Here is a 25,286-nt window from a genome sequence, read left to right on the forward strand (position 1 = left end):
CAGTAACTGGGTTTTTGATTACTTAATCGCGTATTAGTAAACAGGGAGCAGTACAGCAGATCGGAGCCATACAAAGTGTCTTTCGGTTCGCAGAGTGGCTCCGGAGAGTCGAAGAGCCGATATGACCCTGGTCGCGCTGACTACTGGCAGATATAGTGAGCAGCGCGGCTTGTCCGTAAACACGGAACGTGAGCAAGAGACCGCGCTGTTTTGTGAGCAAAGGCGACTACGATTGCAGGCTAAGGTCAGAAAATGCCTATATTCCCGCAGGTATATTCAGATGCGGCGCATACCTTCCAGCATCAAGGTCAGCATCCTCTGGGGACTGGAAACGCTGGTCTCGCCGCTAGTGCCGCTTCGAAGCGCCGTCAGCATGGCTATCAGCGAACCAATATCGATGATCGTGACTGCGGGCTTGCAGAGGCCCGCGTCGATAGCTCGCTGCAGAAGCGGGCTCATCATGTCAGCGAAACGCCTGCGCGCCGCTATGAAACCGATGTGGTTCGGATCGACGACGCCGCAGCAGGTGGCAAGCGCGAAATGCTTTTCGATCTGACTTGCGTAGAATTCGAGCACACGAAACATCGCATCATCACCACTTTGCTGGGCTGCAAAGCACTCCAGATTGTCCATTGAGCGCTCCAGTAGTGCCTGGATCAGCGCTTCACGATTGGGGAAGTGACGATAGAGGGTGCCCTGACCCACACCGGCCAACCTGGCGATCAGGTTAAATGCGACGTCTACGCCATGCACCGCCACAGCGGACTCCGCGGCCGCCAGCAACTCCGCACGATTGCGGATCGCATCTTTTCTCTCATTTTGCATGCGATTAATATCGCATATTTTCGCTCCCTCTGCATGAAATAAAGTGGACACAAATGTCCGTTTCAGCAATAGTAATGTTCTGGCGCCTTTTAATCGGCGTATAACATGCAGGAGAGAATAAATGAAACAGTCCCGTACAATCCTGGTAACTGGTGCGACAGGAGCCCAGGGCGGCGCCACAGCCGAGGCGTTGATAGGCAAAGGTTTCAACGTCCGTGCTCTGGTTCGTGACACCGGTTCGGCAAGCGCACAGGCGCTGGCCAAACAGGGTGTTGAACTCTGCCTGGGAAATTTCGATGACCCGGCAAGCCTGAAGGCTGCAATGTCCGGTATTCACGGCGTCTTTTCTGTGCAGATGCCGCCGACACCCCAGGATCCGGATGTGGAGGTTCGGACCGGAAGCAATCTTGTGGAAGCCGCCCGTGACGCTGGCGTCGATACCTTTGTACACACTTCGGTTGCGCGTGCCGACGAACAGACCTCTTTTATCGGCTGGGATGAGGGCCGGTGGGGGCGGGTATACTGGAACAGCAAGTCCACCGTGAACGATCTGGTAAGGGCGGCCGGTTTTCCCCACTGGACGATCCTGAAGCCAGCTTTGATGATGGACAACTTCATCGGGGCCAAGGCCCAATGGATGTTTCCGGGCCTTGCGAAGGGCGTGATCGAGACCGCCATGCACGAGGACACCCGAATTGACCTTATCGCTACCGATGACGTGGGGAAGTTCGCGGCCGCAGCGTTTGCCGAACCGGATCGGTTCAACAAGCAGGAAATCGGACTCGCAGCCGAAGCACTGACCATGGGCGAGGTAGCTCAAATCCTTTCAGAGGTGTCCGGCAGACCCGTTTCTTTGCGGTCGCTCACTGAAGCCGAAATGCTGGCGTCCGGAGCAATTGAGACACTGGTCTCATCTCAGGTCTGGGCAAATGTCGAGGGATACAAAGTTGACATCAATGCCCTGAAGCAGTGGGGCGTGCCACTGACCTCCTTTCGGGACTGGATTGCCAGCAGGGCCAGTCGTCTTGAAATCGGGCCGGGGATCTCCTGAGCATCAGGCTATCTCGCGACCCGATGTTAGCGTGCGGCCCGGAGCCGCACCTCACCGGTGGTGACATCTACTGGTATCAGATCATGGTCATCGATCGTATGTTGACCGTTGATCTTTTCCCCTCTTCCCCGTCAGATTCTTAAGGACACGACATGATCAGCAAACAATCTCCCATCCAATCGGGTTTTGGAGCGGCAACCACCGCAGCAGAGATACTTGAAGGGCACGATCTATCCGGAACCACCGCTATAGTGACTGGTGGGCATTCCGGTCTGGGTCTTGAGACGACACGGGCACTGACCGATGCGGGTGCGCGTGTCGTTGTTGCAGCACGCGATGTTGAAGCTGCGCGTGCAAAGACTAATGGAATATCCAATGTTGAAATTGAGCAGCTGGATCTTTCCGACCTGACCAGCGTGCATGATTTCGCGCAGCGTTTCCTGGCCAGCAATCGACACATCGACATCCTGATCGGCAGCGCAGGAATCATGGCTTGTCCGGAAACCCGAGTAGGGGCAGGCTGGGAGGCACAATTTGCCACAAATCATCTGGGGCATTACGCACTTGTAAATTTGCTATGGCCTGCGCTCAAGGGTGGTGCAAGGGTGGTCATAGTGTCATCGGCAGGGCATCACCAATCAGATATCCGCTGGGACGATGTGCAGTTTACAAAGGACTACGATAAGTGGCTGGCCTATGGTCAGTCGAAGACGGCCACTGCGTTGTTTGCTGTCCACCTTGATCGGCTTGGTCAGCGCGAGGGTGTCCGTGCTTTCTCCCTTCATCCCGGTGCGATTCTCACACCGCTCCAGCGTCATCTGCCACAGGACGAAATGATCGCCGCCGGCTGGCTAGACGCTGACGGCAATCCTGTTGATGCAATTTTTAAGACACCGCAACAGGGTGCGGCTACCCAGGTTTGGGCCGCAACAGCTCCGCAGTTAGCTGGCATGGGAGGTTTGTATTGCGAAGACTGTGACATCGCATCGTTAGACGAAAGCGAACCCCCATCCTTTGTCGGCGTCCGGCCTTATGCCGCAGATCCTGAACAAGCCAGACGACTTTGGGCGCTTTCCGCTCATCTTACCGGGATTGACGCGTTTGACAGCAAATAATGATCTGACAATAAGTGATGGTGTCCACACGTCACGTGCACACCATCGCCCTTAATTCTGAAATTCTGAAATGTTTATTCGCTGACCGTTTACCGCTAGCAATACGCTCAGGCAACTCAATTTAAAAAAGTGAGGGCACCTCAGTAAGGCGGACTAAAAATTGTCTCAATAATTTCCAATACGACTTAAAGTCATGATCTCGACTGTCCGATTAGGATAAAAGCGGCAAGCAATGAACGGCTCCTGCCCGCTACGCTTCACAACGATGCGCAGCGGGCGATTCTACGAGACGAAATGAGAAAAGAACACCTTTTTCAGATACGAAATTATGGGGTAGGCGATGTCAGAGAAACAACAGCCGTCAGTTACACAATACCCCCTGGAATTTAAAATATGTAAAAAGTTAATAGATTAATTCAATAAGCCAGAAATATCAGAAAGGATTTACTGGACAGCGTGTTGATTTAACTTCAGGCCATACATTTTCTCAGAGTGTCATTTAAAAGCATGCGTGTGACTGAAACTAAGTGAATGACGTAGCGGGCGCCATTATCGCTGATATCTGGCGAGAATATTCTAATCAGAACACAGACGGTTATCCGTACATTTTTTGGAATTGGTAATGAACAGCTTTACGCGGGATTTATTGATCTGGATTGAAAAAAATCTTGACCAGAAAGTTTCTCTGGATGATGTTTCTGTAAGTGCTGGATACAGTAAGTGGTATCTTCAGCGACTCTTCAGGGCTGAAACTGGACTTACCCTCGCCTCCTACATTCGCCAAAGAAAGCTATACAGGGCTGCAATCATGCTGAAAATGACCAGCCTTACCGTTATCGAAATAGTGGACAGGCTGGGTTTCAGTACGCAGCAAACGTTTACCCGCACCTTCAAGCGTCAATTTGGTCTGGCACCAGGTCGTTATCGTGAGTCTGAATTCTGGAGTTTTGTTGGGTTGATCCCAGAATTCACCGGAGAATATCCAGTATTGCCAGCCCCGCAGCGCATTAGGGCAAGTCTGCATTCATTACCGGGTATCAGTCTGAGCTATACCTGTAACACTACAGACCTTGGGAATGTGCGATTCCACAAAGAGCAGCGCCAGGAATTATTTCGCATCGCCGGAAAAATGCCGAATGAGGTGTTTACGCTAACCTTCGCTGCAATGTGTGAACAGTCTCCCAGTAACGCTGAACTACTAAAATTCAGCCTGACGTTAGCAACCGATATTCCGGAAGGACATACCACTTCAGATGGAGATGCAACATTTCTACGGTTTCCTTTTCAGGGAACACCTGAGCAGTTGACAGAAATGCAGGTAAATATTTACGGGCATATTATGCCATTCAGACGCGAAGCCCGCCGGATCGGAAAAGATTTTTTCATATGTGAAAGTAAGGAGGAGTCTTATAAAGGTGAGTTAAGCTTCCGGGGGAGTTATTACATACCTGTAACTGACAAAAAAAGCTCAAACTGATTCGTTAATTAATCAGCAGGATCTCGGATTTTAGTGCTTAGCAGCCTGGGCTATTTACGACCAGGACTTAATTACAGAGACTGCCCTGTCGTGAAGAAATATTCTTCTGGCACGGACCAGAAATCCGCAGGAACTTACCAGGCTGTGCATGTTGCTCAGAGTCTGACAGGTACGCTTTTTTCTTCGTAGTCACTGTTCGTTCGGTCACCTGCCCGGTGTTGCATTCGCTCTCGTAGTTAAGCGACTTTACCGAAGGGATAAAACGGACCGGCACGGGCAGGAGCTAAAGCTTTTCAGCAAACCAGCCTACTCTTTCGGGGCACCATCGATCTCATTGGTATCCCCCATGCCGCACCGCCTGAACAGCCTGCCAGCCGTAGCTGCCGAAAATGGTTTGCCAGTACCGGCGCAACGTCGGCGCTGTAGCAGACCATTCTTTCCCGTCTGTTTTTCGTCGTCTCTGCGCGGATACGGATCAGGCGGTAAGCCAGATAATTTTAAAATCGCCCTCCACGAAGCCTGCTGAGATGGACACGAAACATGTCGCCCCCTCGCCGGTTTTTTCACCCGACGTTTTTTTTAATTTACCGCTTACGCTTGTGACTTACTCTTAAGTAATTAATATAGATAGTGTTGTGTCATAGGTGAGCGATCCTACTGCTCAGTGACAGGAGGATGTCTAACGGGATTGTCAGGCGTCTTCCTCACAATGTCGAAAACTATATAACAGCACAGTACGCTACCACCGCGTTTCGTACCTGCCCTCCTCCTCGGAGGGCAGGTATTTTTTTTTATGCTTACCAGTTAAGGTTTGCAACTTCCGCTTTTAGCACAAAGCGGACATGCTCGCGTGGCAAGGTCTACTATGAGCGAGAAGCAGACCTATCGGCTCTCAATGTAGGCTGCAATATCACGTTGCAGCTTTCTTGAAGAGAGTTTTAACATGCAAAAATTCCTCAAGTCTCTTTTTGTCATGTTGTCACCAAAAGATTCAATCACCGTCATACTGTGCTCTTGTTTCCCGGAAATAGCTTGCGGATGTAATAATCCAAGACCATAAAGGTAGCATCCGCAGAAGCATTTCTTTTCCCATATCTGTAATCGCATAAACCACCCGGGGCAACTTTTCCTCATAATCATAGCGAGATATAAGCCCGTCCCGCTCCAGATGTCTCAGTGTTCGCGTCAGCATTCTTTGAGTGACACTCGTAAGGTAGCGGCGTAACTCTCCGTAACGAAGAGGTCCGTTAGTACCAAGAATATGCAGCACGCCCAGCGACCAGCGATTACCTGCATGAGCCAGGATCTCACGTTTTAGGCCCTCATCATCGTTGCTTAATTCCTCACAAAATTCCCTGGAAAATTGCAACAGTGCTTCCCGCTCAGACTCCATATCACCTCCGGTATCATGCGTGTGCCTAATTGAACCAGGTCATGTCAGCTGTCAGGATGACGTTTTAATACAACAGGAAGCAACAATGAATACTGAAAAGAAACCTAAAGATACTGTTTTAGTACTCGGTGCAGGCGAGCTTGGTATTCAGGTATTGAGAGCGATGAGCAATAAAGTGCAGGAACATACCGATGTAAAAATTAGCGTGTTACTCAGAAGCGAAGCCGCTTATGCCATTTCTGGCTCGCGCAAGGCACGGCTGGATGAACTGACGAAACTTGGAATCGCTGTAGTAGAGGGCGATCTGCAGGAAAACAGTATTGATGAACTGAGTGAACTATTTGCTGCTTTCGACGCCGTCATCAACTGCAGTGGTTTTGTCGGCGGGCCAGGAACACAGATAAAAATTACGCAGGCGGTATTCAAAGCGGCTGTAGCCCGCTACTTCCCATGGCAATTTGGCGTTGATTATGACGTAGTGGGTAAAGGCAGCGGTCAACAAGTTTGGGATGAACAGCTCGAAGTTCGCCACCTTTTACGCCAGCAAAACGCAACATCGTGGGTCATCGTATCCACAGGCATTTTTACCAGCTATTTGTTTGAGCCCGGTTTTGGTGTGATTGACGCGCAAAGTAAAACCGTCTGTGCCCTAGGAGACTGGAAGCACGCGGTAACGCTAACCACACCAGAAGACATTGGCAAGCTGACTGCGGACATTTTCTTCCATCAGCCCACTTTCAAAAACGAGATTGTCTATATTGCAGGTGATACGCTGACTTACAGCGAGCTTGCGGATTTAATGAGTGCTTACTGGGGCATCAAAGTAAACAGAAAATTACTGGACAGGCAACAGCTTCAGGGTGATGCGCAGCACAATCCGCAAGATATTGGTGCAAATTACCGAATTGCTTTCGCACGGCCAGACGGCGTAGCCTGGAGTAAGCGCAATACTTACAATCACCGTCAGAGAATTTCAACTACAACGGCCAGTCAATGGCTGGCAAAACAGCACGGCATGTAGCACTCCGGTATTGTTAAGCTCTATTTTAAGCGGTGCAGAACAAAATCAGATGCCGACGCTGTGAATATCTATTGCTCTTGTCTTCAGAGAAAAAAAGCCACTGCAATTTTGCTGAAATTGCGGTTTACCCACCTATCCATAGAGCCAGAGCTTAAAATGAAAGCCCTAATATATTTAGGGCCCGCCTTCGCCCTAAATCAATTCCTCAATGTCTGCTTCTGGCTGTAAGTTCAACTGATAGATGCAACACATTGGTTAAAACGCTCTGCGGGTGAAGGCGAGATGCTGCAAGCTCAGGTAACAACTTTCAAGCTGTAACTGGGCCGCATTGCCGCCGGACGCAGACTGGAGAAGCTCAGCATTATTCTCTCTGGGCTGTTTATATTTATAGCGAATCGCTTTGGCTAGTAATACTTTCTGGAAGTAACCGGTGCCTGAGGCAGCGGAAAAGCATAATTGCGTAAATCGCTACCATGCTGGCCGGACTGAATAAGGTGATGTTTGCATCGGTCATTACTCTGGGATCTTTGCAAGCACTGCGGTAATTGGCTAATCGCTGACAAGTTCGCACGCCCAACAGTCATAGCGCGCCATCGGCTATCCTGCACTTCCTGGAAATCATTCCGGCAAACAAGCACGATTCGCAGGTAAAGGAAAAATCAGCGATGAGCTTAACGTTGTTATAGTGCGCCTGCTTATGCAGCATTTCAGCCATCCACAGGGCGTGAGAGCTAAGAGCACTCAATAGTAGAATGCGAGCATCCGGCCACTTCAGCCTCTAAGCGCTATTTGTATCCTTCCTATCGCGCTTACATGGAGGCCAACCGCCATAAGATTCCGCATAACATAAATATGTTTGACCTGCTACTTAAGAGCATCATTCGGTAGCACGGGGCATCACTGACTAAAGCCTCGTAAAAAGTCAGTGGTGCAATCCAATCTCGATCTCAAGGGATAGAGCATGAGCGATTAGCTGCTAAGGTGCGATGATCCCACAGCAACATGACGATATTTACCGGCGAAAGCCGTTTTTTTACGTCCAGACTTCACCTGATATGAATGATAATCGTCACCCTGCACCAATCATTCACAGTATAAGTTTATGTTTCTAATAATAAAAATCAATAAGTGAATAATGTGAAGGATAATTATTAAAATCTTTTTTTAGGTGGAAAATGATTATGTGGATTTCAACCTTAGAACGAATCCGCCACATTAAGCAGGCTTTTACTTGAAACGGGCAATACAAAAATTTAGTGAAAGGATATCTATGAAGATTTCGCCAAAAAAAAATTGGGGGCACATAAGGGGGCATTAACAGTGGTGTTTTGTTGTTTTTTATTTAAAATCAAATGCTTGAATTGATTATCGAGTCCGGCCTTCGCACCATCGATTGATGCAAAATTAAGTCGCTTACGAGCGGCTTTTTTTGTGTCTGAAATCTGGCTTTTTACCTAATCTCACTCCCTTAGCAACATAAACAAATTATTGCGATCGCGTTCTCATCGTGGACAATGTTCAACCATGGGTTGCGTTAATATCAATTAAATCAATAATTTTATTATGTCAAGGGATGGATAATGGACAGGAATACTCTGGGATTCACATCATACTGGCGTAATTCTTTAGCCGATGCCGAATCAGGGAAAGGGGCATTTGAGCGTAAGGATGCGGATAAATTTACTCGTTGGGTGGACATCAGCACGGGACGGCTGGATGAAGAGACTGTTAATGCGTTTTTTGAGGGTGAAGGTGACACGGTAAAAACCGTTGAGGTAGTGCTACGACCTAAAGCCTGGTTACGTTTGCTACAGCACGGCAAAGAGCGAACGGCAGGCGCTCCTGGAATAGTCACACCGCTGGTATCATCTGCGCTACTTAATCGCGAAGGTTTTTTGTTCCCTACTTCATCGGCCACTATCCCCCGTGATCTATTAGAGCCTCTCCCAAAAGGCACCTTCTCAATTGGCGAGATGGCGCAATATGATAGTTATAAAACCACGCATAACTCGACCACCTTTGAAGTGGATTACGAACAGCAATACGAAGAGGAAAATGACGAGCAGCGAGCCCAGCGGTATGAGAAGCATCAGCTGCAGTGGCAAAAATTTCAGACTGAAATAAGCAATTTGCTGGAATACGTAATCGGACAATGGGTCGCCACCCACGAGCAATATGAACTCGCCGAATATGGTTACGTTATAAAAGCCAACCAGCCCGGCGGTGCCAGCCGCCATATCCTCCCTCTGTATGATCATCTTCGGGTGTGCAAGAAAGAGGTTCCGCTATTAACACGCTTTGCTTCGGCTGCCAGGCCGATCCTGGAACCGTTGCTTGCATCTAATGCGAAATTCAGCGAGCGATTAGGCCATTCAGGAGATGAATTCCCGCTTGCTGTGGCGCAGCGCGACGCTCTTAACCATTATCTCACGCAGCAGTCGGGCGATATCCTTGCCGTCAATGGTCCGCCGGGAACTGGAAAAACTACACTTGTTCTCTCTATCATTGCTACTGAATGGGTTAAAGCGGCATTTAACAAATCTGAACCACCGGTAGTGATTGCCACCTCAACCAACAACCAAGCCGTTACCAATATCATTGAGGCCTTCGGTAAAGACTTTTCCACTGGAACAGGGGCTATGGCCGGGCGCTGGCTACCGGAACTAAAAAGTTATGGTGCTTATTTCCCTTCTCAAATGCGTGAAGCTGAGGCCGCTAAACAGTACCAGACTGAAGACTTTTTCAACCGTGTGGAATCTACCGAATACGTTGAAGATGCGCTGGTACTTTATCTGGAGAGGGCAAAAGTAGCCTTCCCATCTGCGGAATGCCGTTCTCCAGAACAAGTTGTGAATCTACTACATGAGCGATTAACCACGCAGTTAGCTCAGCTTAAACATATTGAGCAGGCTTGGGGGAATTTGATCCGCATTCGCGAGGAGCGGATCCACCTTAGCGAAGACCTCGACCTTTATATTCACGATAAAAGTAAGCTACTGCTCGATAGCACAAAAGACATTGCGTTGTTAACTCAGGGTAAAAAGCAGTGGCAACAGTATCGTGCCAGCGAGTCGATGCTCTATGCGATCTTCTCCTGGATTCCCGCGGTTCGTACAAAGCGCCACTATCAGATTAACCTCTTACTCGACACTACGTTTGGTACAAGAATGGCCGAGTTTAAGGGCTCAGCGCCGGAAGATGTTGATGCTTATATCGACGGGCTTATTGCTCGCGCCCAAAAAGAGCAGGCCAAGTACCAGCAGCAGATTGATTTTGCTCAGGACGTTTCCAGACGTGAAAGCGAAGCTCTGCGAGTTTGGCATGGTTTCTCGGTTTCCCTGGGACATGCGGGCAAAGATGAGATAACCCTTGCTGTGGCTGATGCGCTCGCCGATACGGCTATCCGATTCCCGGCATTTCTTACTGCATCTCACTACTGGGAGGGGCGATGGCTGATGGACATGGCCGCCATTGGCGATCTTCGAAAGGAAAAAGGTCGTAAGGGGGCGAAAGCTACCCTGGCTCGCTGGCATCGAAGAATGAAGCTCACCCCTTGTGTGGTGATGACCTGTTACATGCTGCCTCGTCATATGGTCATCAGCGAACATGTTGGCGGCGCTAAGAAATTTGAATCCGGATATTTTTATAATTTTGCCGATTTATTAATTGTTGATGAAGCGGGGCAGGTATTGCCGGAGGTAGCCGCAGCCTCCTTCGCATTAGCAAAAAAAGCGTTAGTAATTGGCGATACGGAACAGATCGCACCCATCTGGAACAGTTTGCCGGGCATTGATATCGGCAATATGGTTGAGGAGAACCTCCTCCCTGTCGGTACTCAGGAAGCGCTAGCGGAGTCTTATGCGCTTATATGTGATTCAGGGAAAAGCTCGGCATCGGGCAGCGTGATGAAAATCGCCCAATTTAGCTCGCGCTACCAGTATGACCCGGATCTGGCCCGCGGCATGTATCTGTATGAGCATCGCCGCTGTTTCGATAACATCATCGGTTACTGTAACGCGCTCTGCTACCACGGCAAGTTACAGCCAAAACGGGGCGGTGAAAAAGAGACACTTTTTCCAGCGATGGGTTATCTGCATATTAATGGGTTGGGTAAACGGGCAAACGGTGGCAGCCGATACAACACTTGTGAAGCCGAGACAATAGCGGCTTGGCTGGCGACCCATAAAGAAGAAATAGAGCATCATTATGACAAACCACTGCATCAAACGGTGGGAATCGTAACGCCATTTTCGGCGCAGGTGAACGCTATTAGAGCCTCATTGAGTAAGCTGGGTATTAACTGTGGTGGAGATGATGATTCACTGACCGTCGGCACTGTTCACTCCCTGCAAGGTGCAGAAAGAGCAATCGTGATCTTCTCCCCAGTTTATTCCAAACATGAGGATGGTGGATTTATCGACAGCGACAGCAGCATGTTGAACGTTGCGGTCTCCCGCGCTAAAGATAGTTTCCTGGTCTTTGGGGACATGGATTTATTTGAGATCCAACCTGCCTCTTCGCCAAGAGGATTATTGGCAAAATACTTGTTTGCACAAGACAGCAACGCATTAGCGTTTGAATTTCAGGTACGTAAAGACTTGAACGCAGCCCAGATGCCCGTTTCTACGCTACATGGGGTAGATCAGCATGATGCATTTCTGAATCAGACATTGGGTACAATCGAGAAGAGCATTACCATTGTCTCTCCTTGGTTGACCTGGCAAATGCTTGAGCAAACTGGCTTTTTAAACTCAATGATTCAGGCACGTGCTCGCGGTGTTGATATTACTGTGGTGACGGACAAGCATTACAATACCGAACATAGTGATTATGAAAAGCGTCAAGAAAAACAGCGGCGGCTTCACAGCGCACTGGAAAAACTGAATGAGTTTGGTGTTACTACTAAGCTGGTCAATCGCGTTCACAGTAAAATCGTAATTGGGGACGAGCGTTTACTGTGTGTTGGTTCGTTTAATTGGTTTAGCGCCACACGAGAAGATAAGTATCAACGGTACGATACGTCGATGGTGTATCGCGGAGATAACTTAAAAGGTGAAATTAAAACGATTCACACGAGTTTGATTCAACGCCAATTGTGAGGCGGAGCCACATCATGTCCGAGGTGAGTTTGGCGTTATGTGTATCAAATTAATAGCGCCAAGCCTTTTTTCACCGTCAAACGGCAGCTTAATGGAAACGGCTTAGTAAGTTGCTTGCACCTTTAAGATCCTCTTAAGAACTCTTCGTATAATAGCGCCCGTCAACGTAAACCAAGAGTTCACCATGAAAAACACCCTGATTTCCCTTTCGATTCTTTTGTCTGCTTTGACCGTGACGTCTGTTCAGGCTGCCAACCCAGCCACCGGCTGCGCCGCTAAAAAGCAGGATATCCAGCAAGAGCTGGCGATGGCGCGTGAGCATGGCAATGCTGCGCGCATCGCCGGTCTGGAAAAGGCGTTACGCGAAACCAATGCAAACTGCACCGACAGCGGCTTGCTTAAAGCGCGCCAGCAGAAAGTGGCCGAGAAGCAATTGAAAGTGCAGGAGCGCGAACAAGATCTAAGGGAAGCGCAGGCCAAAGGCCGCAGCGATAAAATTGAGAAGCAGCAGCGTAAACTGGCTGACGCGCGAGATGAGTTGAAAGAAGCGCGGGATGCATTAACGCAATAAACCAGGCATCCCGGCTGGGAAAACTGGCTCTTTGTCTCAAAATTCTCCTGCAGAGATTTTTTTCATCCAACTGTTGGGATTGCATGGCAGAATGGCGCTCCGGTGAAATCAGTGGAGGTGCAGAAGCGATGACAGTTGAAATTGAGCAGCGTATCTACGAGCTGGTGCGGCGTTACGACGGCGTTTACCTGTTTAAGCAAAAGACGCTGACGCCGCAGATTGATATCGATAGCGATCTTAACTTCGAGCGTGAAGAAGCCGCTGCGCTGATGGATGAGTTCTTCGGCGAGTTCAGCGTCGATCGCGGCGGATTCGTCATTGAAACCTACTATCCCGATGAGCCCTCGCTGGCGCAGATTCTCAATCCATTCAATAAGCGTGAAGTGCCGGTGGTACCCGATTTCACGCTGGGAATGTTGATTGAATCAGCAAAAGCGGGGCGCTGGCTGTACGAGTAACAGCAGGCTCAGCGCCGAGTCTGCCACCTTTCACCGCTTCACATGCACGCCAAAGCCACTCTCTTCCAGGACAAACTCCGCCTTTAAGGTCAGCGCAGGAATCTCATAGTCGCCGCTGTTCTGCTGACGGTAGGCAATTGGCGCGGTTTCCGCCAACGTATCTAGCCTTGTAGCCAGCGCATCGCACCAGCCAGCAAATCGTTCTGCTGCTGACTTTTGTACCCGATAGAAAACCAACGGCGGCAGCACGCTAAAGCCGGGATAAAACAGCATGCCGTGCTGAATCGGAAACAGCAGATCGTTGATCGGGCCGTTAATGCCGCACGGGCTGTAGTGCGATTCCCATCCGCCGGTCGTCACCACCAGCATTGCACGTTTGCCGCTAAGATTGCCTTCGCCGTAACGATCGCCCCAATGCTGTTCGTTGTGCTCGCCCACGCCGTAAGCAAAACCGTTGGCGTAAACGCGGTCAAACCAGCCTTTCATGATGGCGGGCATCGAAAACCACCACAGCGGAAATTGGAAAATCACCGTATCGGCCCAGCGCAATTTTTCCTGCTCCGCGGCGATATCGGCGGCCTGTAGCTGATGATCGTAGGCGAAGCGAGAATCCAGCGTCGCATCGAAGTGGTCGCCCACTAATGGGGCGCGCGTGTCGGCAGCGTCGAGCGGCGCTTTCCACTGCATCGCATAGAGATCAGAGACCTGCACCTGATGTCCGGCATGCTGCAGATGCTGCACGGCAAAGTCTTTAAGTGAACCGCTCAGCGAACGCGGTTCCGGATGGGCATACACAATCAGTACATTCATGGGCTTAATCCTGTGAGATGAAAACCACTGCAGATTAAGTCGGCGCTGACTATAGTGGAAATCAATTGCTGTTATCCCAGGTATAGCCATAGTGAATATCGACTCGCTGGATTTGAATCTGCTGCAGACGCTCAACGTGCTGTTAAGCGAACTCAACGTCACGCGCGCGGCGCAGCGTTTGCATCTCTCGCAGCCTTCCGTCAGCGCTCAGTTGGCGCGATTGCGTAGGCATTTTGACGATCCGCTATTGTTACCGGGGCCGCGTGGCATGCTGCCAACGGCGCGCGCAGCAGCTTTGCGTGAGCCGCTGCGTCTGGCGCTGGAAGCGGTTGAGCGTGCGGTAGCGCCGCCCGATACCTTTAATCCGGCCAATGCCGATATCACCTGGCGCATCGCCGCCACCGATTACACCTCGTCGGCGTTGGTGCTGCCCGCGCTCAACCTGATCCGCGCAGCTGCGCCGCAAAGTCGTATGGCGATATTGGCGCTGAATCCGCCGCTGGTAGCACAGCAGTTGGAAAAAGGTGAGCTGGATGTGGTGTTTCATACGGGCGATAACGCGCCGCCGACGCTGCATCAACGCAAACTGTTCAGCGAGCGCTATGTGCTGGCGGGACGGCGCGATCACCCGCAATTGCAACGTCCACCGACGCTGGATCAATTCTGTCAGCTGGAATTTGTCATGGTATCGCCCGATGGCGGTGGCTTTAGCGCCGCCACCGATAATGCGCTGGCGAAGCTCGGGCGTTCACGCCGCGTGGTGCTGTCGGTGCCGCACTTCTTGTTTATGCAGGAAACGCTGGCGAGCAGTGATTTAGTGGCGGTACTGCCCGAGCGGTTGGTGCGTCACGATTCGCACCTCGCGGTTGTCGATCTGCCGCTGGAGGTGCCAGGCTTTGATATTTTGCTGCTGTGGCATGAACGTCTGCACCGCGATCCGGCCCAGCAGTGGTTGCGGCAGCAGATTGTGGCGGCGCTTTAAATCAGCATCGCCGCCAAAAATTCACTTCTCCCGCGTCACAAAAATCATCACACTAGCCACCTTTACCATTATGGAGAGATGGCATGATTACCCGATTGCTGCTGGCGATGTCGCTACTTGCCAGCATGAGTGCGCCGCTGTTGGCAGATCAAGACGGCGTCTCCTTTAGCCACAAAGACTGGGAACTGGCTTGCGATAACACGCTGACCTGTCGTGCCGCCGGTTACAGCGCTGAAGAGGGCGCGGGCGGCTCGGTGTTGCTGGTACGCGCGGGCGGAGCGAATGCGGTGACGCATGGTCGCGTGGTGCTGGCCGATACCGGCGATGACGATTCTAAAGTGGTGAACAACTTAGCGTTGTGGATTGATGATCGTGCGCTGGGCGACGTGGCGAAAGCCGATAACGACGAATGGACGCTGACGGATGAACAAACCCAGGCGCTAATTAACGGCATTAAAGGCAGCGGCAAAGTGGAGTTTCGCGGTGGTGATGAGCCTTTCGATCTCTCCAGTAATGGCGCATTTGCGGTGCTGCTGAAGATGGATGATGCGCAAGGTCGTCTTAGTACGCCGGGCGCGTTGGTGCGCAAAGGGAACAAGCCGGAAAGCAGCGTACCGGCAGCGATGGCGATGCCGGTGATTCAGCAGGTAAAAGTGGCTAAGGCCGATGCGCGTCCGTTGACGGCCGATGAGCTGGCGCTGTTGAAGCCAAAGCTGATCGCCTCACTCACCGACGACGACAGCTGCGACAATCTGGCTCCGTCCGACGATCAGCCGGAAGAGGGCGCGGAGCCGCTGACCTTAACGCCGGTTGATGATGCGCATGTGCTGATCGCCGCGCTGTGCTGGCGCGGAGCGTATAACGAAGGTTATGGCTATTGGCTGATCGATAAAGCATTGCAGGGCACGCCGCAGCTGGTGACGGATTCCGGCTCTGATTACAGTGAAGGTGTGATCTCAGAAGCGCAGAAAGGGCGCGGCATCGGCGATTGCTGGAGTACAGCGGCGTGGGTGTGGGATGGCAAAGCGTTTGAGCAGAGCAGCGATGCCACCACCGGCATGTGCCGCGCGATTCGTGCGGGCGGCGCATGGCAGTTGTCAACCTGGGTGACCGAGGTGAAACCGGCTCCCTGAAAAAACGCACATATCGGTAGCGGCGCGATTAAAAGGCCAGGGACGCGCAATAAATTGCGCCGCTACGGAAGGTGCAAATATTATTTACCGCAGCACTGCTTATATTTTTTACCGCTGCCGCACGGGCAAGGATCGTTACGGCCGGTTTTCTCGCCGGCAAAGTGCGGCAGTTGAGGTTCAGGATCGGGCTGCGCCATGCGCTGTTCCTGCCAGTATTCATGCAGCTCCAGCGCCGCGGGGCGAATCGCCTCGATGCTGGCTTCAAACTCTTCCGGCGTGAAGGCTTCGCGCTTCGCCAGATGATCTTCGCTGCCGTGCAAGGCAATCGTATCCATCATCGGCTGCAGTGATTCTGGCAGCAGCGACCAGTCCGCATCCAGCGCCACGCCGCGCAAATAGCCATAGCACCAATCTTCCACCACGGTGAATTCCTGGCCTTCCATCTCTTGGGTGCCAAACAGCGGATCAAACTGCTCCGGGAACTCGGCCAGACGCTCGGCGATGTCGTTCAGATGCTGGAAGGTCAGCGTCATAAAGCGATCCATCTCGCGCTCATTCGACCACTTTGGAATGTGCTTTTTGCCGCCCCACATCGCCACCAGCCATTCGCTCGGTTCGATGTCGTTCGGGCCTGAGAGCAACGCCGTCAGCATGCCGTCCAGCTCAGCGGTATCCACCACCGAGTGTTCGTTGCCGTATTTCTCCAGCATATCTTCAAGCCAGTTGAGCTCTTTTTCGGTTAACGGACCCTGGTTCATACGGCGTCTCCTGCTGTTCATTGATGGGCCATGCCCAAAGTTAATTGGCGGCGATTATAGCGGGAAGCGGGCGCGATTTATCGCTTTTTGCATATCGATTGCTGAACCTCTCCTAAAAATGATTCGCCATAACTTATCGCGCAACAGTATTGGCTGCATTTGTCAGCAGATGGCAGCGTAAAGGCAGAATTTTTCTGCACGAAGGATGCAAAAGTATGGCCAGCACATTGCCGGTACTGGATTTAGCCCTGCTGGAACTGCCGGATGCGGAACAGGCGCAATACCTCGCCGAGCTGCGCGAAACCGCGCGAGACGTCGGCTTCTTCTATCTGGTGAATCATGGCATCAATCCGCAGCTGCTGCAGAACGTGCAAAGCATCACGCGCGCGTTCTTTGCCTTGCCAGATGAAGAGAAGCAGCGCGTTTCGATGATCCATTCACCGCATTTTCGTGGCTACAACCGCGCGGGCGTGGAATACACCCGTGAGCAGCGCGATCAGCGTGAGCAGTTTGATATCGGTGCAGAACGGGCCGCCCTGACGTTGCAAGCAGACGATCCGGCGTGGAAGCAGCTGCAAGGACCCAATTTGTGGCCGCAGGCGCTACCGCAGCTGCGTCCGGTGATCCACGCGTGGCAGCAGGCGATGACTGACGTGGCGCTGCGTTTACTGCGCGCCTTCGCCAAATCCCTGTCGCTGCCGCCGGACGCTTTCGATGCGCTGTACGGCACGCACCCCAACGAACATGTGAAGCTGATTCGCTATCCGGGTCAGGATGCCGCTGCCAGCCAGCAAGGTGTCGGCGCGCATAAGGATTCCGGCTTTCTGACCTTTCTGTTGCAGGACGATCAACCCGGATTGCAGGTTGAAGTCGCGCCAGATCAGTGGATTGATGCGCTGCCGAAACCGGGTGCTTTTGTGGTGAACATCGGCGAACTGCTGGAGATCGCCACCAACGGTTATCTGCGCGCCACCGTGCATCGTGTAGTGTCGCCGCCGGCAAAACAGCAGCGCATCTCCATCGCTTTCTTCCTCGGCGCGCAGCTCGACGCCGAAGTGCCGCTGTATCAATTACCGCCGCAGCTAGCGGCAGAAGCGCACGGACCGACCAGCGATCCCAGCAATCCGCTGCTGCGTGAAGTGGGCTGGAACTATCTCAAAGGACGTTTGCGATCGCATCGCGACGTGGCGCAGCGTTATTACGCTGACACTCTCAATAGCGTTAAATCATAAGAAACTAAGGGAAGCAGATGAATAAAAAGGTGATAGCAGCGTTGGCGATGGTTTCGGTGTTCAGCACTTACGCTTCGGCGGCCGCGCTGCGCGTGGCGGCCGATGCCGTACCGCACAGCGAAATCCTCAACCACATCAAACAGAGCGACAAGAAACTCGATCTCAAAGTGATTGAACTCAACGGCAACCTCAACGCCAACGAACTGCTGGCGCGCGGTGACGTGGATGCCAACTACTTCCAGCATGTGCCTTATCTGCGCGATCAGGAAAAAGCGCTGGGCGAGAAATTTTCTGTGGTCGCCACCGTGCATATTGAGCCACTTGGCATCTACTCGCACAAAGTGAAATCACTGAAAGATCTGCCTGATGGCGCGCAGGTGGCGGTACCGAATAATGTCACCAATCTGAGCCGCGCACTTTATCTGTTGCAGGCCAATGGTTTGATCAAACTGAAAAGCAGCAGCGCCAATACGCTGGTGACTTCCGCAGACATTACTGACAACCCGCACCATCTGAAGATTATCGAAGTGGAAGCGCCGCAGCTGCCGCGCGCGCTGGATGATGCGCAGTTGGCGATCATCAATGGCAACTACGCGTTGCAGGCCGGTTTAGTGCCGTCGAAGGATGCGCTGGCGCTGGAACAGGCGAAAGATAATCCGTATGCCAACGTGCTGGTCACCACGCCGAAACTAGCGCACGATCCGCGTATTCTGGAACTAGCGAAAGATCTGGAGTCAAAGCAAACTGCTAAATTTATTAACCAGCACTATAAAGGATCGGTTATTCCCGTTAATCAATAATCCCCGCCGCCACCTGTTTTTGGCAGGTGGCGCTGACTTTCTTCTGTGCTATATTTCGCCACCAACACCCGTCGCACCCTTTATAAAACATAAAAATTCGCTCAATCCATTGCCATGATTACCTTCGCCAGGAATAAACGGGTGCTGTGCCATCGTTTAACAATATGCATCATTGTGCTGGGCATGAGCGTATTGCTCAGCGCCTGCGGCACCTTGTCGCAAACCTCCGCGCCCGTCAGCGATAAAGTCTATCTTTCACACGCGACATTTAATGAAAACGTCGATGACATCGTGCGCCATTACATGCAGCAAAAGCAGGTTTCTGGCATCAGCATCGCCATTATCCATCAACGCAGCCAGCCTGAATTCTACAGTTTTGGTGTCACCGATGCGCTGCACCGTTATCCCATTACGCCAGACACTTTATTTGCGCTCGGCTCGCTGAGTAAAGGCATCACCGCGGAGGTGATTATTGAGCTGGTGGATCGCGGTGAACTGCACTGGAACGACACCTTAGCGACGCTTTTGCCGCCCAACGTGCCGCTGAGCGCCGATGCCAAACGCATCACGCTGTTGCAGCTGGTGACGCACACCTCGGGCTTGCCGCGTCAGGATATGGATTTGCCGATGTTCATGAAATTTATGGGCTATCTGCGTAGCGGCGAGAACTTTTATGGCAACCTCGACAGCGATGCCGTGCTGGATTATCTGGTCGACTTTGACGCGCCCGCGCATCCTGGCGCGCGCTATTCCAATCTCGGCTATGCGCTGCTGGGCTACATCCTTAAATATCGCTTCCATCAGGACATCGAAACGCTGGCGCAGCGTAATCTGTTCCAGCCGCTGGGCATGACCAGCAGCAGCTTCAAGCCGCAGAGCCTGCGCGGCTATCCGTGGCGTGCGCTCGGTCATGCCGGCGATCAGCCTAAGCTGATTCCTCGCGGGCAAATCACGCCGGACTGGGCGTTTAAAAACAATATGGTGGCGGCCGCCAGCCTCTACAGCAACGCGCGCGATTTGATTCGCTATCTGGATGCGCACCTGCATGACGGCGCGGGCGCTTCGCTCAATGCGGCGTTTGCGCAGGTCAATCACGGCTACGAACAGCACGGCAATCAGTCACAAAATATCGCCTGGGTTACGGATACCTACGGCGATCAGCAGATTACCTATCAGGTTGGCTATATCGGCGGTTACTCCAGCTTTATTGGCTTTGATAAACAGAACGGCAATGCGATTGTGGTGCTGCAGAACGCGTTTAACTGGAGTAACTATCTGGGCATCGCGTTATTGATGGATCTGGCAAATAAAGCGCACGACAAAAACTAACATGGTTGCTTGCAATTTTACTGCGCCAAAAAGCGCCTGAGCTGAGGTATGCTGAGCAGCGAAATTTGACGCGCTAAGCGCGCCGGGGGAACCTTCTGCGTGCTTAACGTGTCAGTTAAATGGACAGTTAATAATTAACCAGAGTGGAAATCACCCATGCGCAGGACACACGTCAATCTTCTTTCTGCAGGAATTTTTCTGGGCGCTTTAAGCCTTGCTCCGGCCGCGCTGGCGGAAGGCGAGCAAACAGACGCCGTACCCATGCCGCCACAGGTGCAGCAAACCGCACCCGACGCGCAAACCCAGGCACCCGCCGCTGATGCACCCGCTCAGGCGCCGGCCGCCGATGCGCCTGTCAGCAATGAACCGGCTGAATCCAGCGGCGATGTCGCGCCGATTCGTCCACCGCAAAGCGGCAATGCGACGGCGCCAAACAACTACGATCTGAACACCATCATCATCGACTACAAAGAGTACAAAGTGGGCGATGTGGTGCCAGATGAGTACCGTAAAAAACAGTACACCATTGTTGAGTGGAAGCCACGCCATCTGCCAGCGCCGCAGCCAGGCACGCACTGGGCGTACATCAATGCCAACTACATCCTGATCACCGATGACACCGGTAAGATCGTGATGGGCAAATCAGGCGAAATCTTCTTCCGCGGTTAATTCCTGCGCAGCAGACGCGCTAACTGCGCGACGCCCGCCGTAATCTGGCTGGTGCTGGTGTTACCGTAACCCAGCACCAGCCCTTGTTGCTTCTGCTCGCCGAGATAAAATCCCGACAGCACGCCCGGCGCGTAGCCACTCTGGATCAGCCGATCCACCAACGCCATATCGTTTTGATCCGCAGCCAGTGATAACACCAGATGCATGCCGCATTCGCCGCCCAGCAACGGAACCTGTGCGCCAAACGTTTGCTGTAATGCCTGTCGCAACGTCGCCTGCCGTTGGCGGTACAGACGGCGCATTTTGCTCAAATGACGGCTAAAATCACCGCTGCGTAAAAACAGCGCCAGCGCCTGCTGCTCAGGACGATTACCGCCGCGCAGCAGTTCATGCAGCGCAGGGCGCAGCGGCGCGACCAGCTGCGGCGGCAACACCATAAACCCGAGGCGTAGCGCCGGAAACAGCGTTTTGCTGAACGAGCCGACGTAGATCACCGGCGTTGGCTGCGTCATGCCTTGCATGGCGGCGATTGGCTCGCCGCTGTAACGAAAATCGCTGTCGTAATCATCTTCGATAATCCACGTTTGCTGTTGCCGCGCGGCCGCCAGCAGCGCCAGACGACGCGGTGCGCTCATGATTGCGCCGGTGGGATATTGGTGCGTTGGCGTGGTGTAAATCAGGCGCGGCGGACGCTGCTGCCAGTCCTGCGGCTGCGGCGCCAGACCTTGTGCATCGACCGCTATCGGTTCAATACGCATATCTCCCAGCCACATCGCCGCTTTCGCCCCGCGATATCCCGGCTCCTCCACCCAACCGATGTCGCCAGGGCTGCTGAGCAGCGCCACGCACAGCGTTAATGCCTGCTGCGCGCCTTCGGTAATCACGATTTGTTCGGGCGTACAGCGCACGCCGCGCGCTAATGCCAGATGCTGCGCCAGCGCGGCGCGTAGCGTGCGTTCGCCGAGCGGATCGCCATAGCCCAGCAGTTGCTGCGGCTGATGCAGCATCACGCGGTTCAGCGCCCGTCGCCACTGAGCCAGCGGGAAATGTGCTAACGAAGGAACGCCGGGCCGTAGCGCCATCTCCTGACTCAATGTGCGATGGCTGGATCGCAACTGAGCGATGCGCGGTGACAAGGCAATTTCGCTGCTGGCGGGCGGCTGAGTTTCCTGCGGTAGCTGCGCCATATTGCTGATGCGACTGCCCTGGCGATCGCTCAGCAAAAATCCTTCAGCCTGCAGTTGCGCCCAGACGGCGATCACCGTATTGCGTGAAACCGCGAGATCCAGCGCCAGCTGGCGTGTTGCGGGCAAACGCGTACCGGCAGCGAGTTTGCCGCTCAGAATCGCCTGCTTGATACGCTGGAACAGCTGCTGTTGCAGCGTCAGCTCGCCGTTGGTCTCTAGCGGGGCCAACAATAATCGATGCAGTGCAATATCACTCATTTACGCGGTTCCGTGGATCCATCAATTTCAACCATTGTGGCGCTTTTTAACACACCAGCAAAGTGGCACTCTGCGTTTCTGGCCCTGACTGATAAAGGAATTAAGCTATGTCGCAACACACGAATGATTACGGACAACCGGTAGGATTTCCGCTGCCAGATTGGCAACCCCGCGCCTGGCCGAGCTATGAAACCTTCACCGGTGACTATTGCCGCCTTGAACCGCTGAGTGCCGAGCGTCATGGCCGCGAACTCTATGCTGCCTATGCGCTGGCTGAAGATGGCCGTGACTGGACCTATATGTTCGCCGAACCTTTTGCCGATGAAGCGGCCTATATTGCCTATGCGCGTCAGCTGGAAAACGGACGTGATCCGATGCATTTCGCGGTGATCGATCCCGTTAGCAACCGCGCGGTCGGTAGCCTGGCGTTAATGCGCATCGATGCGACAAACGGATCGGTGGAGATCGGCCACGTCGCCTTCTCGCCGTTGCTCAAACAAACGCGCATGGCCACTGAAGCGCACTATCTGCTGATGCGCTACGCCTTTGAGCAACTGGGCTACCGGCGCTATGAGTGGAAGTGCGACAGCTGCAACCAGCCATCACGAAACGCGGCACAGCGTTTAGGGTTTCAGTTCGAAGGGACTTTCCGTCAGGCGATTGTCTATAAAGGCCGCAGCCGGGATACCTGCTGGTTCTCGATTATTGATAGCGATTGGCCGCAGGTGAAACAGGGCTTCGAACGCTGGCTGGCGGCAGAGAACTTTACGGCGGAGGGGACGCAACGCGAAAAGCTGGAGGCGCTGCGCAACCTACGTTAGTTTTGCGGAATTATTTTTATATCCACCATGCCGATCCCCAGTTTGCGGGGATCCTGGCCGATAATATTGCCGACATTTGACTCCTGCGGCTCCGGCGGCGCAATGATCAAATTGCGGCTGCCGGTTGGATTGGTGAAATGCAGCGTGGTGGTGGAGAAATCTTCACCTAAATTCAGTTGCTGCTCTTCATCGCCAACGCGCACCGGAATCGGACGGTGCGCATTCGGACCGAACGCCCGCGCGGTGATCACCACATCAAAGCGTTCTGGCAGCGGATCGGTGTACTCAATATTCACTTCCGGCGCCAGATTGGCATTTGACCAGCGTCCCCACTCTTCCGGGCGAGATATCCCTTTAAAACTCTTCACGCTGGTTGGCGCGCCAGGCACTGATAACAGGAAGCGGTCTGCGTTGTAGCGAATCGCATTGTCTTCAATCCGAATCTGCTGCTCGTTGAGCTGGAAGGTTGCCGCACTCACTTCGGCTTTGGGGAAGCTGACTTTCGCTTTCCACTGCGGTTTATCAATGCGGGTAACGCTCGGTTTGGCGCCCATCTGTCCCATCGAAACACACAAATCGTTCGACAGAGCTAAATCTGGCTGCCACAGGCGCGCCATTTTAAAGCAGCGATCGACCCAAACGAATTTGTCGTCGGCAGCAAATTTAGCCAGCTGATAACGCAGTGGCTCCGCGTATTCGCCTTCGGGCAGCGGTTCAACATGCTTATCGGAGACGCGGAACAGAATCGGCAATTTGAAGGTTGCGCCGGAGAAGGTGAAGGTGTTTTTTTGTTGATCGACGGTAAAGCTGTCCATCTTACTGGGGAAATTCCACAGTTGAATAATATCCGCTTTCCACGCCGTGACGCGCTTCGCCATGTCTTCAAACTCGGTTGACAGCGAGGTGGAAGAGAGGCCGCTGCGACCAAGTCCAATCGCGTTATCCCCGCCGAGAATATCCAGCACCGTGGCGCCGTTATCCAGCGTACTGCGTTTGGCGTCGAGCACTTCCGCCTGAGGCTGATCGCCACGAATCACCATAAACAGGTCACGGCGCGGCTGCTTGATCAGATATTGATGCGCGGTGTTATTCATCGCCAGATGATCGGAGGTCACCACGATGATGGTGTTTTTAAACCACGGCGACGCTTTGATGCGTTCAATCAGACGCGCCACATGCTCCTGCGAGCAGGCGACCGCGCTAAAGGATTGGTTTGGTTTGCCATCATAGCTGTAGCTTTTACGCTGGCAGCTGCGCGAGATAAAACCATCCGGGTGATGGGTGTCGACGGTAAGGGTGAACAATGCGAAGCGTTTTTGCGCGCGCGACAGCTCTTCGTATTTCTCAAACACCTCGTCCATCACCGTGTCATCGTAGTAGCCCCAGTTATTACGATAGCCGGGATCGGCGACGCGACTTTTCAGCTCCTGCGAGCCATACATGTTGGCCGCATCAAAGCCATGCGACAGCAGAAAAGTGTCTTTACCGGCGAAGCGTAAATCGGCGCCCTGAATAAACCAGTTCTCATAGCCAGAGTTTTTCAGGATGTCGCCCAGACAAATATTCTGCGGATAGAAGCTGGAGAGCGAGGCCGAGGCGTTGCCATCAAAAGGCGCAAACAGCGGGATGCCGCACTGTGAAGCCACCATGCCCGCGATGGTGTAATCAGTGCCAGGCAATTGTTCGGTTTGGCTGAAATCGATGCTGTTATCTTTTTCGCGGCTGAGTTCCGGGGCCAGACCGGGAAATGCCTGCTGATCGAAGTAGGTGCGTTCAAGACTTTCGCCATAAATGTAGACCAGGTTGAGCTTTGGCTCGGCGATCACCTTATTAGGCGTTTTGTAATAGGTTTCGAAGTCCGAATCGGCGAGGCGCGAATGTGAGGCGATCAGCTCTTTCACCTGGCGGAACGCAGGCGTGGTTTGTACCGAACCCGCAGCACAGGCAATCGCCAGCAAACTCCAGCCGAGGTGATGCGGCCGCTTACGGCGGCGCAGTAACCATGAAAGCAGGCAAAATAGCGAGAACAGCGCGATGATCAGTCCGATGGCTGGCACGACATATTTGCTCACGCCCGCGCCGGTCAGGCTGTTGGTCAGGGTATACAGCACCGCGTCATTAATGCCATCGCCGGTAAAATAGTTGCTGGCGACCAGCGTGACGTTAAGCACGATAAACAGCGTGAGCAGCAGCAGGATCAGACTAAACCAAAATTTATTTCGCCCGGCTTTGAAGGAGTAGACTGCAATCGCAGCCAAAAAGAGTACAACCGAAACCAATTCGGACAACGTCAGATC

20 protein-coding genes are annotated in these 25,286 nt (G+C 52.8%); 14 read left to right on the forward strand and 6 right to left on the reverse strand.

What is annotated here, in order from left to right; genetic code table 11:
* Positions 1–276: 276 nt before the first annotated feature.
* Positions 277–876, reverse strand: a complete 600-nt coding sequence (locus MWH02_RS11635; RefSeq protein ID WP_271460683.1) for a TetR/AcrR family transcriptional regulator — start codon at positions 874–876, stop codon at positions 277–279.
* Between the two features lie 70 nt (positions 877–946).
* Between MWH02_RS11635 and MWH02_RS11640 the strand changes: the two genes are divergently transcribed.
* The 3 genes from MWH02_RS11640 (at position 947) to MWH02_RS11650 (ending at position 4,468) form a co-directional block, all read left to right on the forward strand.
* A complete protein-coding gene (locus MWH02_RS11640; RefSeq protein WP_271460684.1) occupies positions 947–1,876 on the forward strand; it encodes an NmrA/HSCARG family protein in 930 nt (309 codons plus the stop codon).
* Between the two features lie 152 nt (positions 1,877–2,028).
* The gene (locus MWH02_RS11645; RefSeq protein WP_271460685.1) at positions 2,029–2,991 is read left to right on the forward strand and encodes an SDR family NAD(P)-dependent oxidoreductase; all 963 of its coding nucleotides are present in this window, start codon (positions 2,029–2,031) and stop codon (positions 2,989–2,991) included.
* A 622-nt stretch (positions 2,992–3,613) separates the two neighbouring features.
* Positions 3,614–4,468 carry a helix-turn-helix domain-containing protein gene (locus MWH02_RS11650; protein ID WP_271460686.1) on the forward strand — a complete coding sequence of 285 codons (855 nt, stop codon included), beginning with the start codon at positions 3,614–3,616 and terminating at the stop codon, positions 4,466–4,468.
* A gap of 991 nt (positions 4,469–5,459) precedes the next feature.
* Here MWH02_RS11650 and MWH02_RS11655 read toward each other — a convergent pair.
* The gene (locus MWH02_RS11655) at positions 5,460–5,861 is read right to left on the reverse strand and encodes a winged helix-turn-helix transcriptional regulator (protein ID WP_192235511.1); all 402 of its coding nucleotides are present in this window, start codon (positions 5,859–5,861) and stop codon (positions 5,460–5,462) included.
* Positions 5,862–5,946: 85 nt separating this feature from the next.
* On the opposite strand from MWH02_RS11655, the gene MWH02_RS11660 reads away from it, so the two are divergent.
* The 4 genes from MWH02_RS11660 to MWH02_RS11675 all read left to right on the forward strand — a co-directional run bounded on the left by MWH02_RS11660 (position 5,947) and on the right by MWH02_RS11675 (position 13,010).
* Positions 5,947–6,882 (forward strand): aromatic alcohol reductase, encoded by a 936-nt coding sequence (locus MWH02_RS11660; RefSeq protein ID WP_271460687.1) that lies wholly within the window; start codon positions 5,947–5,949, stop codon positions 6,880–6,882.
* 1,580 nt (positions 6,883–8,462) lie between these two features.
* Entirely contained in the window at positions 8,463–11,981 is a 3,519-nt protein-coding gene (locus MWH02_RS11665) for an AAA domain-containing protein (RefSeq protein WP_271460688.1), read from the forward strand.
* 184 nt (positions 11,982–12,165) lie between these two features.
* On the forward strand, positions 12,166–12,552 hold the full coding sequence (locus tag MWH02_RS11670; RefSeq protein WP_271460689.1) for a DUF1090 domain-containing protein: 387 nt from the start codon (positions 12,166–12,168) through the stop codon (positions 12,550–12,552).
* A gap of 128 nt (positions 12,553–12,680) precedes the next feature.
* Positions 12,681–13,010: a DUF1493 family protein gene (locus tag MWH02_RS11675; protein WP_008107769.1), complete on the forward strand. Its 330-nt coding sequence runs from the start codon at positions 12,681–12,683 to the stop codon at positions 13,008–13,010.
* 30 nt (positions 13,011–13,040) lie between these two features.
* Here MWH02_RS11675 and MWH02_RS11680 read toward each other — a convergent pair whose 3' ends face one another.
* Positions 13,041–13,820, reverse strand: a complete 780-nt coding sequence (locus MWH02_RS11680; RefSeq protein ID WP_271460690.1) for an NAD(P)H-dependent oxidoreductase — start codon at positions 13,818–13,820, stop codon at positions 13,041–13,043.
* An 88-nt stretch (positions 13,821–13,908) separates the two neighbouring features.
* Here MWH02_RS11680 and MWH02_RS11685 point away from each other — a divergent pair, with 88 nt between their 5' ends.
* Positions 13,909–14,802 (forward strand): LysR family transcriptional regulator, encoded by an 894-nt coding sequence (locus tag MWH02_RS11685; protein ID WP_271460761.1) that lies wholly within the window; start codon positions 13,909–13,911, stop codon positions 14,800–14,802.
* 83 nt (positions 14,803–14,885) lie between these two features.
* A complete protein-coding gene (locus tag MWH02_RS11690) occupies positions 14,886–15,935 on the forward strand; it encodes a DUF1176 domain-containing protein (protein WP_271460691.1) in 1,050 nt (349 codons plus the stop codon).
* Positions 15,936–16,015: 80 nt separating this feature from the next.
* Here MWH02_RS11690 and MWH02_RS11695 read toward each other — a convergent pair whose 3' ends face one another.
* Positions 16,016–16,693, reverse strand: a complete 678-nt coding sequence (locus MWH02_RS11695; protein WP_101762207.1) for a YecA/YgfB family protein — start codon at positions 16,691–16,693, stop codon at positions 16,016–16,018.
* A gap of 215 nt (positions 16,694–16,908) precedes the next feature.
* Here MWH02_RS11695 and MWH02_RS11700 point away from each other — a divergent pair, with 215 nt between their 5' ends.
* The 4 genes from MWH02_RS11700 (at position 16,909) to MWH02_RS11715 (ending at position 20,723) form a co-directional block, all read left to right on the forward strand.
* Positions 16,909–17,925 carry an isopenicillin N synthase family dioxygenase gene (locus tag MWH02_RS11700; RefSeq protein ID WP_271460692.1) on the forward strand — a complete coding sequence of 339 codons (1,017 nt, stop codon included), beginning with the start codon at positions 16,909–16,911 and terminating at the stop codon, positions 17,923–17,925.
* 17 nt (positions 17,926–17,942) lie between these two features.
* Positions 17,943–18,725 carry a MetQ/NlpA family ABC transporter substrate-binding protein gene (locus tag MWH02_RS11705; protein WP_271460693.1) on the forward strand — a complete coding sequence of 261 codons (783 nt, stop codon included), beginning with the start codon at positions 17,943–17,945 and terminating at the stop codon, positions 18,723–18,725.
* Between the two features lie 183 nt (positions 18,726–18,908).
* Entirely contained in the window at positions 18,909–20,054 is a 1,146-nt protein-coding gene (locus tag MWH02_RS11710; RefSeq protein WP_271460762.1) for a serine hydrolase domain-containing protein, read from the forward strand.
* A gap of 156 nt (positions 20,055–20,210) precedes the next feature.
* Positions 20,211–20,723, forward strand: coding sequence for an RcnB family protein (locus MWH02_RS11715; protein WP_137385100.1), 513 nt, complete (start codon positions 20,211–20,213; stop codon positions 20,721–20,723).
* Here MWH02_RS11715 and pdxR read toward each other — a convergent pair.
* Positions 20,720–22,168, reverse strand: coding sequence for a MocR-like pyridoxine biosynthesis transcription factor PdxR (pdxR, locus tag MWH02_RS11720; RefSeq protein WP_271460694.1), 1,449 nt, complete (start codon positions 22,166–22,168; stop codon positions 20,720–20,722). The two genes, MWH02_RS11715 and pdxR, sit on opposite strands and share 4 nt — an antisense overlap.
* 107 nt (positions 22,169–22,275) lie before the next feature.
* On the opposite strand from pdxR, the gene MWH02_RS11725 reads away from it, so the two are divergent.
* Complete coding sequence (locus tag MWH02_RS11725) at positions 22,276–22,989, forward strand: GNAT family N-acetyltransferase (RefSeq protein WP_271460695.1); 714 nt, start codon at positions 22,276–22,278, stop codon at positions 22,987–22,989.
* Here the strand turns inward: MWH02_RS11725 and opgB are convergent.
* A complete protein-coding gene (gene opgB, locus MWH02_RS11730) occupies positions 22,986–25,277 on the reverse strand; it encodes a phosphatidylglycerol--membrane-oligosaccharide glycerophosphotransferase (RefSeq protein ID WP_101762201.1) in 2,292 nt (763 codons plus the stop codon). The genes MWH02_RS11725 and opgB overlap by 4 nt on opposite strands.
* Positions 25,278–25,286: the final 9 nt, after the last annotated feature.

This window comes from Pantoea leporis (genome assembly GCF_028048155.1).
GTDB classification, from domain to species: Bacteria; Pseudomonadota; Gammaproteobacteria; order Enterobacterales; family Enterobacteriaceae; genus Pantoea; species Pantoea leporis.